Here is a 14108-nt window from a genome sequence, read left to right on the forward strand (position 1 = left end):
TTAATGAGTAAAAAACAATTTATAGTTATTGGTTTAGGTAGATTTGGAACTTCAGTAGCAGAGACTTTATATGCACTTGGTAATGATGTATTAGCTGTAGATATAGATGAAGAAGCTGTTCAAAACATTGCAGAAAGAGTTACTCATGCTGTTCAAGTAGATGCAAATGATGAGGTTAGCCTAAGAGCCCTTGGAATTGGTAATTTTGATGTGGCTATAATTAGTATTGGTTCTGATATTCAAGCTAATATTCTATCTACTCTTTTAGTTAAAGAAATGAATGTTAAGCATATTATAACTAAGGCTAATAATGCATTGCATGCAAAAGTTTTGTATAAAATAGGTGCCAATAGAGTTATATTCCCAGAGAGAGATATGGGAATTAGAGTTGCTCATAACCTTTGTTCTTCTAACATACTTGATTATATAGAGTTATCACCAGACTTTAGCATTGCAGAAATTGTTACCCCAAAGGAATGGGAAGGTCACTCTCTAAAAGAGCTAGATTTAAGAGTGAGGTACAGTGTAAATGTGGTAGCTATTAAAAGAGATGATAACATAGAGGTATCTCCATCTGCAGATGAGGTTATACAGGAAGGCGATATAATAGTAGCCATAGGAGGAACTGCTGAGCTAAACGGAATTGAAAGTTTAGTTAGATAAGGAGATTTATAAGTGCAGGTTATAAAAAGTAAGGATAATAATACATTAAAAGAAATTAAAAAATTAAAAGAAAAAAAATATAGAGTTGAAAATAAGAAGTTTATTGTAGAAGGATTTAGATTTCTAGAAGAAGGTTTTAAATCAGATTTTATTATAGATAAACTTTTTATAAAGGAAAGCTCAGTTGATAAATTTAAAGAAAAATTTTCTTTTTATATTAATAAATATGAAGAAAAATTATTTATTATAAATGACAGTCTATTTAAAAATATTTCAGGTACAGAAAATTCTCAAGGAGTTTTAGCTGTACTTCAAATGAAAGAGGAAAATTTTAATAAAGAAGAAGGACTGTATATTTTAGCTGACAAGATACAAGATCCAGGCAATTTAGGAACTATAATAAGAACAGCTCATAGTGCTGGTTGTAGGGGAGTTATTTTAAGTAAAGATACAGTAGACTTATACAATGAAAAAACCTTAAGAGCTACTATGGGTTCCATATTTAATATTCCTATAATCCATGATGAAAATTTAGTTTTCACAAAAAGATTAATTAGTGAAGGGTATAATTTAGTATGTAGTTCCCTTGACACAGAAAAAAACTTTTATGAAGTTAATCTAGTAGATAATGCAATAATAGCTGTAGGTAATGAAGGTAATGGCATTAGTGATGAAGTTATGAATTTAGCTACCTTTAAGGTTAAAATTCCTATGCTAGGAAATACAGAATCCTTAAATGTTGCTATAGCTGCATCTATTATGATATATGAAGGTGTAAGACAAAAGTTAAATAAAAAGTATTAATACTTGAAATTTTTATATATTATATGTATAATGTTTCTATCAAGTTAGGATTTAAATGTTATTTAAGTGAAATAGTATCCAAACTGGTTTAGTAAAATAAAATATTTATACAATGACGAAGAGAGTAGATATATATTTTTATATAAGGGATGAAGAGCCAAAGACTGAAAGCTGTTCTTATAGGATTATATCGAAGTTCACTTCTGAGTACTAATTATGAAGTAATAGTAGTAATTAGCGGCTATGGTCGATAGATTTACTAAGAGGAGTTTTAATAAAACTCAATTAGGGTGGTACCGCGGATTTTCCGTCCCTTTTTAGGGACGGTTTTTTTATGTCTATAAAGCAAAAACTTAATTTCAGAAACTATTATTTATACTTGAATTAAGTAGAAATTTCATTAATTATGAAATGGAAATTTTTTCCAAAGAAAGTTTTAATCCATAATTTTAAATGAACTCATGAATTTTAGAAAGGAGCTTAGAATATGAAAGAACAATTAGAACAAATTAAAAAAATTGCCCTAGAACAACTAAGTCAAGTAACAGATAAAGCTGAACTTGAAAATATTAGAGTAAAGTATCTAGGGAAAAAAGGAGAGCTTACTGCAATCTTAAGAGGTATGGGAAAACTATCAGCAGAAGAAAGACCGGTGGTAGGTAAAATTGCTAATGAAGTAAGAGAAGAAATAGAAAGTGCCATTGATACAAAGGTAGTAGCTATTAGAAGTGCAGAAAAGACTGAAAAATTAAATAGTGAAGTAATAGACATTTCTATGCCAGGAAAGAAACAAACTATGGGGAAAAAACATCCATTAAGTTTAACTCTTGATCAAGTAAATGATATATTTTTATCTATGGGTTTTTCTATAGAAGAAGGACCAGAAGTAGAGTTTGATCATTACAATTTTGAAGCTTTAAATATACCCAAGGATCATCCAGCGAGAGGAGAACAAGATACTTTCTACATAAATGATAATATAGTATTAAGAACTCAGACATCTCCAATCCAGATAAGAACTATGGAAAATCAAAAGCCACCAATAAAGATGATTGCACCAGGAAAGGTATATCGTTCAGATGCTGTAGATGCAACTCACTCACCAATATTCTATCAAATTGAGGGATTAGTAGTGGCAGAAAATATTACCTTTGGAGACTTAAAGGGAACACTAGAAATGTTTATCCAAAAGATGTTTGGAGATGACATGAAAGTTAAATTTAGACCGCACCACTTCCCATTTACAGAACCATCAGCAGAGATGGATGCAACTTGCTTTGTATGCGGAGGTAAGGGATGTAAAGTTTGTAAAGGTAGTGGATGGATAGAAATTGTAGGCTGTGGTATGGTGCATCCACAAGTACTTAGAAATTGCGGAATTGATCCAGAAAAATATAGCGGTTTTGCTTTCGGATTTGGATTAGATAGAATTGTAATGTTAAAATACGGTATTGAAGATATTAGATTATTATATGAAAGTGATATGAGATTTTTAAATCAGTTTTAATATATAAGGAGGAAGATTATGAAGTATCCAGTTAAATGGTTAAAAGACTATGTTGATATAAATGTTTCCCCTGTAGAACTTGCAGATGCATTAAATCTTTCAGGGTCTCATGTTGAAGAGGTTATACTTACAGGAGATGAAATTTCTAATGTAGTTACAGGAAAGATAACAAAGATAGAAAGACATCCAGATGCAGAAAAACTAGTTGTATGTGCAGTGGATATTAACAAAGAGGAAGAAATACAAATAGTAACTGCTGCTACAAATATGAAGGAGCAGGATATTATTCCAGTAGCACTACACGGAGCAACGCTGCATGGCGGACTTAAAATAAAAAAAGGTAAATTAAGAGGAGTAGTATCAAACGGTATGTTCTGCTCAGAAGAAGAGCTTGGAATTGCTGGAGATGAGCCAGTACATGGACTTATGATATTACCTAAAGATACATCTATTGGAGTAGATATCAAGTCTGTAATACCTCTTGAAAGTGCTATTATTGACTTTGAAATAACTTCTAATAGAGCAGATTGCTTTAGTATAATTGGAATGGCAAGAGAAACAGCAGCGACTCTAGGGTTAACTTATAAAATGCCAAATCTTAAATATAGTGAAGAAGATAAAACTAATATAACTGATAGTTATAAAGTAGAAATTAAGAGTCCACTATGTAGAAGATATATGGCTAAAGGAATTAGCAATATAAAGATAGAACCATCACCACAGTGGATGCAAGAGAGATTATTAGAAGCTGATGTAAGACCTATTAATAATATTGTAGATATAACAAACTTTGTTATGTTAGAGTTAGGTCAACCATTACATGCCTTTGATGCTAGAGATATAGTATCTAATACTATAGTAGTTGATACTGGAAAAGATGGAGAAAAATTTGTTACTTTAGACGAAGAGGAAAGAACTATAGATAGCTCTATGCTTTGTATAAAGGATGGGGATAAAACTATAGGACTTGCAGGAGTTATGGGAGGATTAAACTCAGAGGTTAAAGAAGATACTTCTATGATAGTCCTAGAAAGTGCAAATTTTAATGGTCTTAATATAAGAAATACATCTAAAAAGTTAGGACTTAGAACAGAAGCTTCAACTAAATTTGAGAAGGATTTAGATCCAAACCTATGTAAGTTAGCTATTGATAGAGTATGTGCCCTAGTGGAAGAATTAGGTGCAGGTAAGGTTATGACTGGGGTTATAGATATATATAATGAAGTTATAGAACCTCATACCTTAGAAGTAGATAGTAACTGGGTTAATAGATTCTTAGGTAGTAATATATCAAAAGAAGATATGAAAAGATATTTAGATGGATTAGATTTAAATACTGAAATTAAAGGTGATGTTTTAGTTGTTAATTGTCCAACATTTAGAAGTGATCTAAATATAAAAGAGGAGATAGCAGAGGAAATTGCTAGAATTCATGGATATAATAATTTTGAATCTACCCTTCCTCATTGTGAGGCTATAAAGTCTGGAAAATCAGATAAGCATAAGCTAGAAGATAAAATAATAGAAGCTTTAGTAGCCAGTGGAATAAATCAATCTATAAGTTATTCCTTTGTAAGCAATAAAATTTTTGATAAACTTTTAATTCCACAAGATAGTGAACTTAGAAATGTAGTTGAAATTAGAAATCCTCTAGGAGAAGATTTCAAGGTTATGAGAACTACTACTCTTGCATCAATGATGGAATCTTTAGCTAGAAACTATGTAAAGAGTAATGAAAGTGCAATGCTTTTTGAAATAGGTAAAGTATATATAAAAAATACTGATGAAGAGAAGTTGCCAGAAGAAAGAAATATTTTAACCTTAGGAATGTATGGAGCGGGAGATTATTTAGAACTTAAAGGTGTGGTAGAAAATGTACTAAATGCTTTAGGAATAGATAATGGAATTTTTATTAGAGAAAGTGAGAATCCTAGCTTCCATCCAGGAAAAACTGCTGCATTAAAACTTAGAAATAAAATTTCTGGAGTTTTAGGTGAAATTCATCCAGATGTAAGTGAAAATTATGGTATAGATACAAGATGTTTTGTTGCTGAATTAAATTTAGATATATTAATGGAATGTGCTAAGATAGACAAAAAATATAAAGCACTTCCTAAATTCCCAGCAGTAACAAGAGATATTGCAGTTTTAGTAGATGATAGAGTTCTAGTACAAGAGATAGAAGACACTATTAAAAAACAAGGTGGCGGCATCTTAGAAAGTGCTAAGCTATTCGATGTTTATAAAGGAAGTCAAATTCCAGAAGGTAAGAAGAGTATAGCCTATGCTATAACCTATAGACATGCAGATAAAACTTTAACTGATACTGAAGTAAATAAGGTCCATGATAAGATTTTAAGAAGCTTAGAGCATAAGCTAGGTGCAGAATTAAGATAATTATTAATTAAAATAAGTAGGTGTAAATTTACATCTACTTATTTTTTTATGGAGTTTTCTATGAAGTGAATAGTTTACAATTTTAAACAAAATATAGTCTATAAATGTTGAATTTGTAAACTCATTAATGTACAATTATGGTTATATATGTATTATTATATATAATTTTGTATAAAGACTATTTTTTATATGAAATCATGTTAAAATAAAGGAGGAACAAATGATAAGCAATTTTAAGGTTACAAATAGATTGAAATATTATAGAAATATGTTAAATATTAGTCAAAAGGAATTGGTAACAGAGAGTTTATCATTACAACAAATTAAATTTATAGAAACCAAAAGAAGAAAAATAACTTATAGAACAGCTGAAATAATAAGTAATCATTTAAATTACATAGCTAAACATAAAAATATTAGCTTAAATGTATATCCTAAAGAATTAGTAATGGAGGATGAAGATTATGCAAGATATTTATGTGAGATTGAACTAAGAAAAAAAGAAAAAATAGATACAGAAAATTTTGAAACTATATGTTTACAGTATAATCTTAAAAATATTTTACAGGATTATTATAAACTACAAGGTGAAATTTTTGGAAATCAAAATGAATTTCAAAAATCTCTTGATTTCTATACCAAAGCAAAAGATATAGGATGCTTGGAAGAATATTCCTACATAGATATTTTAAATAAAATTGGGTGGGATCATGTATGCCTATGCAATTGGGCATTAGGCTTAAAAAGTTATACGGAAGCAGAAATATTAATTAAGCTAGTTTATAAAAGGAGTAATTATGAAATTAGGAACATTCAAGATATTGAGTCACGGGTATATTACGGGGTAGCTTTGATTAATAAGGAGATTAATAATTATAAAGTTTCGTTAGAATATATAGAAAGTATAAAAAAATTAGAATATGTAGAGTCAAAACTTATTATAGATAGCAGCATACTGGAAGCTAATGTGAATTATGAAGTTGGTAATATAGAGAAGTCTATAAATAGTTATATAAAATTACACAAAGAGTTTCCAGATAATTCAAGTGTAATAATTAACTTAATTACATTGTATGAATTAGTTGAAGATGAAGAGCGTTCTAACTTCTATTTAAATAAAATAAATGGCGATAGGCTTAAAAGTGAGGATGCTAGTTTATATATAGCATACTTAATAAAAATAAAAAACTATTTTATTAAATTTGATGTTAAAGCTGCTGTTAAACATTATAATACTGCGATCAAATTATGTATTAATGATAATAATATTTTATGGCTAACAAAGATATATGAAAATATAGTACAAGATTATCATGATGAGTTACTAAATTCAAATTATACAAATCAATATTTAATAATTTTAAATCGTAATAAACATATGTATGATAATCATAAAGAGTTACTTAATGATATTTTAGTTGGATTGATAACTAATAAAAATATAAATAAAAGTTTATTAGATACTATAAGAGAAATTAAGAATGGAACATTATGAAGAAGTTATTAGTATGTTTTTCTTAATATTTATATTTAGCACTTTAACTTTGATAAATGTAAAAGGGGATATTTATTAAAAGAATAATAAATATAATTATCAATTTAGTGTTAGTAATGAGGCGTTAGTAAACTATAAATCATTAAAATAATGATTTTAATGGTTTATAGAAATATAATAATTATGAACGTATAATGAAAATCAGCTAAAGGAGTATATATGAAAACTTTATCTAAAGAAGATAAAAAAGTTATTAGATGGGCATTCAATTATGTAAAACCATATACATGAAAAATAGCTTTGATGATTATTCTTATGACTATAGTTACATTGCTAGTTTCAATAGAACCTAAAATAAAAGCTAAAATTATAAACCTGTTATTCCGATCTGAATATAACTTAGCTATAAATATGCTTTTACTATTAGTATTTATATATTTAGGACAAGTATTGACAGAAGCATTTAAATTTAGAATATTAACTAAAGTAGATTGTAATGTATGTAAAGATATAAGAAGTGATTTGTTTTCTAAAATACTTAACTTTCCTATCCAGGTATTCGACAATACAGAAACAGGAGAATTATTATCACGAATGAATAACGACATCGAAGATATATCAAATGTATTTGCTAATTATTCTATATCACTACTAGATTCATTATTTGTAGTAACTTTTATTGGCGTTTCAATGATTAGTTTAAATGTCTATTTATTCTTAATAATTGCTGCAACATTTCCTATAACTTTAGGAATTTTTAAGTGGAGTGGAAAAAAAGTTAAGAAGGAAATTTCACTTTATAAACAATTTAATGATCAATGCTATGGAGTTGAGGCACAGTGTTTTACAGGTATAAGAGAAATTGTATCTTTAGGCATTAGAGATAAGATGGAGAATAGATTAGGATCAATTTTAGATAAAGCAACTAACCAAGCAATAAAGTCCCAATATATAACTATAAAAGGTAATATGCTTGTACAAGCTGTAAATTATCTAGATATGATAATATTTATTTTCATTGCAATAGTTTTAATTAGTTTAGGGAAAATTGGTATTGAGGAATTCATAACATTCTTATCATACTCAATTTTGTTTTCAAACTCTCTTTCTAGCTTAACTAAGGTTAATGCTGTTATTCAAAAACTTATTGTGTCATTAAAAAGAATATATGATTTAAATAATAATTTAAATTTTAATACGAATATATTTGGTAATAAAGATATTCATAAAGAAGAAAAAAAGATTGAATTAAAGAATGTTTCATTTAGCTATACTGATAAAAATGTTATCAGTAATTTAAATGTATCATTTAATGGATTTGGAAAATATGTAATAGTTGGTGAAAGTGGAAGTGGTAAAAGTACAATATTTAATTTGTTATTAAGATTTTATGATAATTATGATGGAGAAATATTAATCAATGAAGTTAACATTAGAGAGATGAGTGATGTTTCACTACGAAATAATGTTTCAGTAGTGAGACAGGAACCATATTTGTTTAATTTATCAATTAAGGACAATTTATTATTAGGAAACTCTTGTAGTGATATGAATGAGATTGAACATGTATGTTCTATTTGCAATATACATAAATTTATAATGAGTCTTCCTAATAATTATGATACTGTAGTTTCAGAAGGTGGAGTTGGTTTATCTGTAGGTCAGAAACAAAGAATTGCCATAGCAAGGGCATTATTAAGAAGAACATCAATATTACTTTTAGATGAAATAACATCCGCATTAGATAATGATACAGAGGAATCTATAAATGAATTAATTAATTATATATCAATAGATCATATAGTAATAGTAATTACGCATAGATTAAAAGGTATATTTAATGCAAAAAGTATTTTTCTTATAAATCAGGGTCAAATAATTGAATCGGGATCACATAAGGAGTTAATGAGTTACGAGTCTTTATATAAAAATTTATATTTAAAGGGAAGAGAAAACTAGAAAAAGGGGAGTATTAATTATGGACAATAATATTTCAATGGGAAAACTACCTGTAGTATGGGGGGACAGAAGAATAAAGGATATTACATTTTCAGTAACTGAGGAATGTAATCTTAGATGTAAATATTGCTATATGACAGGAAAAAACAATGTAAAAAAAATGTCCTTTGAAACTGCTAAAAAGGCTATTGATTATATATTAGAAGATAGAAAAACTTTTAATGAACTTGGAGTAATCTGGAACTTCATAGGTGGGGAGCCTTTCTTAGAAATGGATTTGATTGATAAAATAACAGATTATATAAAAGTAAGAACTTATGAATTAAATCATCCTTGGTTTAATAAATATAGATTAAGTTTTTCAAGTAATGGTATATTATATGATCACCCTAAAGTGCAAGAATATATTAAAAAGAATCGTAAGCATGTATCTATTGGATTAAGTGTTGATGGAAATAAAGAAAAACATGATTTACAAAGAGTAAAATTAGATGGAACTGGATCATATGATGATGTAGTTAAAAATGTACCCTTATGGTTAGAACAATTTCCAGAAGCGGCTACAAAGGCAACTTTTGCCCATGGAGATATAAAATATTTAAAAGATAGTATTATAAATCTATGGGATTTAGGAATATCACAAGTTGCTGCTAATGTGGTATTTGAAGAAGTTTGGGATGAAGAAGATCCGCTTATATTTGAAGAACAACTCAAAGCTTTAGGAGATTATATATTAGAAAATAAGATTTGGGATAAATATACTGTGTCATTCTTTGATCCTAATAAGGGATTTCCACTTTTAGAAAATGAACTTAAAAGTAATAGCTGTGGAGCAGGCAGAATGCTTGCAATAGATTGTGATGGCAACTTTTATCCATGTGTTAGATTTTTGGACCTTTCTATGAATAATAGAAAAGGTAGAAAAGTAGGGGATATTAATAAAGGGATGGATTTAGATAAGGTAAGGCCATTTTTGGAATTAAATACTTTAAAGGAAAGTGAAGACAAATGTTTAGAATGTGAAGTAGCTACAGGATGTACAGGATGTACAGGCTTTAATTATGATTGTTATGGAACCATATATAAAAAAGCTACGTATATATGTGAAATGCATAAGGCTAATGTTAGAGCAAATGAATATTATTGGGATAAGTTTGAAAAAGTTACAGGTATGAAATCACCAAGAAGAGAAATTGAAGAGGAAAGAAAGAAAATAAATACACCGGAAAAGTATATGCTATTTATAACATCCGATAAAGCTACATCTCATTGTCTATATGAAAACAGTGGTGGAGATCATGTGATGAGTGAAGAAATTTTTAATAAGGGACTGAGTTTTTGCGAAGATAATAATTTTATGCCAGTAATACTTGAAGATAATAACAATAAGTTTAAATATGATGGACACAGCTCATTAACTATTATGAAGGGTACAAGTGATATAGAAGGTATAAATGGAATATCTGTATTGAATATGTCAGAAGAACTTATAGGTGAAGATTACAATGATGCTTGCATTGTTAATGTATACAAAGAAAAGTTACATGAACTATCAAATTTTATAGGAAAAATTAAAGAAAACTATTCTCGAATCAACTTAATTATAAAAGATATTCCATACTGGAATGAAAAAGATGTAGAGAAATATTCTCATGAATTAGATAAACTAATAAAAATTATAGTAGAAATCTATAAGAATAGTGAAGTGATAGATATAAATGTGTTAACAGATATCTTTGAATTACAAGAACATAATAGATGTAGTTCAGGCGTATATACCTATGCATTAGCACCTAATGGCAAGGTTTACATGTGTCCAGCAGCGTATTTTAATGACGAGAATAAGTACATGGGAAGTATAGAGGATGGAATTTTAAAAAATCTTAATGAAGAGTTTAAATCTAAAAATTTAATTATGTGTGGAAAGTGTGATAGCTATCATTGTAAAAACTGTAAGTTTATTAATGAGTTAATGACTGAAGAAATTAATATGTCACCTAGAATACAATGTTTAATATCAAATCTAGAAAAAGAAAAGTCTTGTATGCTTCAACAACTACTAATTAATAATAATTTAATTAATATAAAACATATTTCCAATTATATAAAGAGTAATATGTACAAAGATCCTATAGAATATTTTAAGGTTATGTAAGAGGTGTTTAAATGGAAGAAAAAGATAAGATAATTTCAATTCTTGATGCAAATGACATAAAAGATTTTGAAGTGTACACAGAAAGAAAAAATTCTCTTGAGGAGTTAAAGCTAATTTTAAATAATAATAGCAGAAAAGATTTACTGGATAAAGTCGAAGAAGATATAAAAGTAATAGATAAAGAAATATCACAGTGGTGGAATGAGATTGAGAGGAGATATGAACTAGTTATTAAGAATAGCGAGGATATATATGTGGATGTTTATACAGGAGAGATTATTCTAAAATATATATAAAGTGAATAACATATTTATGTTATTATATATATTAAATTTAAGGGGGGTGAAATCATGGAACATTTAGTTTCAAAAAAGAATAAAAATGCTAAAAAGGCAATCCATACAATTATAGTTTGTGAAGATTATACTTGTATGAATGCATGTGGAGATTCTTGTTATGGTAAACTTATAAAAGTTCAAAGATAGCATTTTATCAAAAATAATATTTTAATTTAGGGAAATAAATCTTTTATATATTAATATTAAAAGATTTATTTTCTTATTTTGGAGGTGAAATATGAAAAGTTTTTGGGGGATTATTCCACGATATATTAAAAAGGGGAAAAAAAGAATTATCTTTGTAGCTTTAGGTATTATAGTATCTATGGCACTAATAGTATCATTAGGCACTATATCAGAAGCTTTAAAGGAATCGCTATATCAGAAGATGAAGGATGATTCAGGAGGAATACATGATATCTATTTAGGAACTTTAGGTTATGTGGATTTTGATAGAGTTGCAAAAGAAGAGGTTGTAAAAGAAGTTACTACGGTTTGGCCAATTGGCAGATATGATGTGCCGAATACAGATAATAGTCTTCAAATTTCGGCATTTAAAGAAAATGCTACAGATATATTAAATCTAGAATTGATAGAAGGTAGATATCCAGAAAAGGATAATGAAATAGCTATAGAAAAGTGGATTTTAGATTTGTTTCCTAAAAAGTATGAAATAGGAGATAAGATAATCATTCCTTATACCATAGTTCACAGAGGCAGAGGTACAGAATTTTATTATGAGAAGGGTGAAACAGAGTTCGTACTTACAGGGACTTATGATTTTACCTATAGAAACTGGTTCTATCCAAAGGAAGGGAATGCATATATTACACCTGAATTTGGAGAAAAGATATTAAAAGAGAAAAAGCTTACTATGCAAAGTGTAGAAGCTGACGGATATATAATGATAAAGCCATCTTACTCTGTTGAGGATGCTGTAAAAAAGTTAACTGAATCAAGATATTCTACCGGAGGATTTTTTGCTAACGAACCTAAGTTACAATTAAAAAGTGAATATGAAAAATATGATAATATAATGTTTTTTGTTTCATTAATATTAATAGTAATTTCTAGTGTAATAGTTTATAACATATTTAATGTTAGTGTATCAGAGAGAACTAAAGAATTTGGTATGCTTAGGGCAATGGGATGTCCTCCATGGAAAATAAAAGCCATGATTTTAATTGAGGGTATGCTTATAACAATTGTATTTATTCCTATAGGAATTTTATTAGGAAACTGGATAACTAGGTATATTATAAAAATAGTCACTGGAATAGAGAATTTAGGTACAGTGAGAACAATGGATACTAAAATTATCTTAGTAGCAATTGTAGTGGGACTTTTAACTGCATTTATAGGAACTTATTTTCCAGCTAGAAAAGCTTCGGTTATATCACCCACAGAGGCTATAACTGGAGGAGCAAATACTAGTTTAAAGAGTAGTAATATGAGAGGAAGCTTAGATAAATCTATTTTAAAAAAGGTATCTTTTGAAATCAATTTGGCGTTTATAAATATAATTAGAAATAAAAAAAGATTTTTATCTACATGTTTATCTTTAATTATAACTATAACCATGTTTATGACAGTAAATTATGTGGTAGGTTCTACAAATCCTGTGGCAATCTTTAAAGATAGCTTCAAGGTAGATTTTAAAGTTGATTCTAAAAGTGGATTATCGCTAGAAAAGGTTTCTTCTGTGGAAGGATTGGATGTAACCTTAAAGCTTAAGAGAAGAGGCACAACTATGGATATTGAAAAAGAAAATTATACAGAAGAAGGATTAAGAACCTATGAAGAATTAGGAAAGTCTGTACAGTATATATCACAGTGTATATCTAGGGATAGATATTTAATAGAAGTTACAATTTTAGGACGTAGTGATGAGGAGTTAGAAGCTTTAAAGAAAAATGTCATTGCTGGTGAGATAGATATAGACAAGATGAAAAATGAAGATATATTAATTCTTGTACAAAATATAGATGGATTGAACTACACTAATTTATCTGTGGGAGATGTTGTACAACCTTCATTTACTAAGTTAAATGATAATGGAGAATTTTTAGGTGGAACTTATCCAGAGTTTAAAGTTGGAGCTATAGTTAGTGAAGATGCAATAAAAGGATTACCTTTAGGTACTCCAAGCACAACAGTACACTCATCAGCAATAATTCTACCTGACTCTGCCATGAAGAAACATATGGAAATGACTAAATATCAATATTGGGAAGGGAATGTTAAGGAGGGATATGACTATGAAGAAGTTGAAGAAGAGTTAAGAGCAGTTGTAGATGGTGATAAGGGAGCTACATTATTATCTTACAGAGAAGAACTAGAAAAAGTAAAGGTAAATAATGCTCAAATTATATTTGCCATGTACAGTATAGTTATTGTTGTAGCCATAGTAAGCATAATAAATCTTATTAATATCATGAATATGAGCGCAATTATGAGGAAGAAAGAGTTTGGATTCCTAAGAGCTATGGGCCTTAGTGGAAAGCAGGTGAAGAAGATCATAATGTGGGAAGGGGCCATTTATGGAATAGTATCTTCTGCAATTTCAGTACTGCTAACTTTGGGAATTTCAGCAATTATAACTAAAAATTCAGAGCTTTGGCTAGGTCAGATTATAAGCTGGCATATACCAATAGGCCAAATGACTATAATTATAATAATTACAATCATAATCACACTACTATCATCTATATTACCGTCAAAAATATTATTTAAATCAAGTATTGTTGAGAGTATTAGGGATGTAGAGTAGAAGAGTAATGGAGGAATTAA

At 28.5% G+C, this 14108-nt stretch carries 10 protein-coding genes and 1 other annotated feature; all 10 genes read left to right on the plus strand.

Going from position 1 to position 14108, the window contains the following annotated elements; translation table 11 throughout:
* Positions 1–3: 3 nt before the first annotated feature.
* Entirely contained in the window at positions 4–663 is a 660-nt protein-coding gene (locus B3086_RS16800; RefSeq protein ID WP_346848593.1) for a TrkA family potassium uptake protein, read from the plus strand.
* A gap of 12 nt (positions 664–675) precedes the next feature.
* On the plus strand, positions 676–1467 hold the full coding sequence (locus B3086_RS16805) for an RNA methyltransferase (RefSeq protein ID WP_346877765.1): 792 nt from the start codon (positions 676–678) through the stop codon (positions 1465–1467).
* Between the two features lie 103 nt (positions 1468–1570).
* Positions 1571–1785 (plus strand) — a binding site (T-box leader).
* Positions 1786–1954: 169 nt separating this feature from the next.
* The gene (gene pheS, locus B3086_RS16810) at positions 1955–2974 is read left to right on the plus strand and encodes a phenylalanine--tRNA ligase subunit alpha (RefSeq protein WP_035134359.1); all 1020 of its coding nucleotides are present in this window, start codon (positions 1955–1957) and stop codon (positions 2972–2974) included.
* A gap of 18 nt (positions 2975–2992) precedes the next feature.
* A complete protein-coding gene (gene pheT, locus B3086_RS16815; RefSeq protein ID WP_346893964.1) occupies positions 2993–5371 on the plus strand; it encodes a phenylalanine--tRNA ligase subunit beta in 2379 nt (792 codons plus the stop codon).
* A 220-nt stretch (positions 5372–5591) separates the two neighbouring features.
* Positions 5592–6866 carry a helix-turn-helix transcriptional regulator gene (locus B3086_RS16820; protein ID WP_346848596.1) on the plus strand — a complete coding sequence of 425 codons (1275 nt, stop codon included), beginning with the start codon at positions 5592–5594 and terminating at the stop codon, positions 6864–6866.
* 303 nt (positions 6867–7169) lie between these two features.
* Positions 7170–8825: an ABC transporter ATP-binding protein gene (locus B3086_RS16825; RefSeq protein WP_346848700.1), complete on the plus strand. Its 1656-nt coding sequence runs from the start codon at positions 7170–7172 to the stop codon at positions 8823–8825.
* 19 nt (positions 8826–8844) lie between these two features.
* Positions 8845–10980 carry a radical SAM peptide maturase, CXXX-repeat target family gene (locus B3086_RS16830; RefSeq protein ID WP_346848597.1) on the plus strand — a complete coding sequence of 712 codons (2136 nt, stop codon included), beginning with the start codon at positions 8845–8847 and terminating at the stop codon, positions 10978–10980.
* 11 nt (positions 10981–10991) lie between these two features.
* The gene (locus tag B3086_RS16835; RefSeq protein ID WP_346848598.1) at positions 10992–11276 is read left to right on the plus strand and encodes a hypothetical protein; all 285 of its coding nucleotides are present in this window, start codon (positions 10992–10994) and stop codon (positions 11274–11276) included.
* 54 nt (positions 11277–11330) lie between these two features.
* Complete coding sequence (locus B3086_RS16840) at positions 11331–11465, plus strand: hypothetical protein (RefSeq protein WP_346893966.1); 135 nt, start codon at positions 11331–11333, stop codon at positions 11463–11465.
* Between the two features lie 91 nt (positions 11466–11556).
* Entirely contained in the window at positions 11557–14088 is a 2532-nt protein-coding gene (locus B3086_RS16845; protein WP_346893968.1) for an ABC transporter permease, read from the plus strand.
* The last annotated feature ends 20 nt before the right edge of the window (positions 14089–14108 follow it).

Origin of the sequence: Clostridium sp. UBA871 (assembly GCF_002295255.1) — a bacterium.
Lineage (GTDB): Bacteria > Bacillota > Clostridia > Clostridiales > Clostridiaceae > Clostridium_J > Clostridium_J sulfidigenes.